Below are 1,523 nucleotides of genomic sequence, written 5' to 3'. Positions count from 1 at the left end.
GAGTTCGATTCTGTGGCAACCGATCAGGCATCGCCGGTGCGGCAGCTCCGCAGCATCCCCGACGCCCCGACCCCCGCCCTGGTCGACGAGGTGCTCTCCCACCTCGCTGACGCTATTGGTCGCGACCGGGCCGAGCTCGCTGCCGCACGTTCTCCTGACCGCGTTCTCGATCTACGCCGTGAGCGCACGGTGTGGCTGCTGTTTCAGATAAGCACCGCGCAAGAAGAACCTGTCGGGGCACAGGATCTGGCCTTGGCCGTCGCGCTGCTGCGCGACCGGACTATCCGCGACATCATGTACGGCCTCGCCCGCAGCGAGTACCACGGAGCGGCGGAGGCACTGTGGCTCCAGATCGCGGCGGCGACCCACGGTCACGACCGCGCCGAAGCCGTCACCTTGTTCGCCTACAGCGCCTACCACCACAACAACACCGCGCTCGCCAGGACCGCCCTTGCCACAGCCCTCGACGCCGACCCGACCCACCCCATCGCGGTGCTGCTGGCAAACGCGCTCGACGAACACTTGCCACCCCAACAGATCCGGGCACTCGCCGAGGCCGCACTGGTGATCGCGGCCGAACTCGGCATCGACATCACCTGACCCGCAGCGGCCAGGACCCCAGCCCCGATACCCGCTGGTGTTCGCGCATCTGTCACAGGCGCCCGACGCCATCACCGAGATCTACCACCCGACCGTCATCTAGCAGGCGCTTCCCCGGATCCACCTGTGTATCCGCACACCCTGTGTGGCGGTCGTGGGTGCACTCGGTTGCGAGATCGTCTCCGTCACGAGTACCGCTACTACTTCGTCCGGCGCAAGGCACCGCTGAGTTCGATTCTGTGGCAACGAATCATGGGCCGCGAGTACGTCAGCGGCGGAATGTTCCCGATGTGGATCGCGTGGACCTACTGCGACGGCGGGCTCGAAGTGAGCTACGGCGCACCCGGTGACAACCACCTCACCATCCACATCCATGACCCGGACAACACCGTCGTCGGCACGGTCGTCATCCCATTGACCTACCGGCAGGCCAAGAAGATCGATTCCGGTTTGCGGCAGGCCTTTCGTCTCAGCCGCGCACTTGGCGGCACGTCGCAGGACTGAAACGAACCGACGCCGCGTACTGCGTAGCGCCCCATCGAATGAGTCTTATCCACCCTCAGAGCTAAGGAGTTCGCCATGGCCGGAGACACGGTCATCACAGTCATCGGAAATCTGACCTCCGATGTCGACCTGAGGTTCGTCCCCGCGGGTGATGCGGTCGCGCATTTCACCGTCGCCTCGACCTCGCGGGTGTTCGACCGCACCACCAATCAGTGGCGTGATGGGGAAGCGTTGTTCTTGCGCTGCAACATCTGGCGCGAGGCCGCGGAAAATGCGGCTGAGTCGCTGACCATGGGCGCGCGTGTCATCGTCGCGGGGCGGCTCAAGCAACGCAGCTACCAGACCCGTGACGGGGACAAGCGCACGGTGTTCGAGCTCGAGGTCGACGAAGTCGGGCCGAGCTTGCGGTTCGCGCGCGC

The 1,523-nt window shown here is 65.4% G+C and carries 3 protein-coding genes; all 3 read left to right on the top strand.

The annotated features are described in order from the left end of the window. Positions 1-600 (top strand): DUF4192 family protein (locus tag QH270_RS33425; protein WP_280348716.1); only part of this gene is annotated, 600 nt, incomplete at its 5' end. Between the two features lie 168 nt (positions 601-768). Next, positions 769-1,104 (top strand): hypothetical protein, encoded by a 336-nt coding sequence (locus QH270_RS33420; protein WP_157104841.1) that lies wholly within the window; start codon positions 769-771, stop codon positions 1,102-1,104. A gap of 75 nt (positions 1,105-1,179) precedes the next feature. Further along, positions 1,180-1,523: single-stranded DNA-binding protein (locus tag QH270_RS33415; protein ID WP_280348713.1), on the top strand; the 344-nt coding region annotated here is incomplete at its 3' end.

The sequence above is a fragment of the Nocardia neocaledoniensis genome, assembly GCF_029868625.1.
GTDB classification, from domain to species: domain Bacteria; phylum Actinomycetota; class Actinomycetes; order Mycobacteriales; family Mycobacteriaceae; genus Nocardia; species Nocardia neocaledoniensis_A.
Note: the sequence above shows the minus strand (reverse complement) of the source record. Positions and strands in the feature narration are given on the sequence as shown.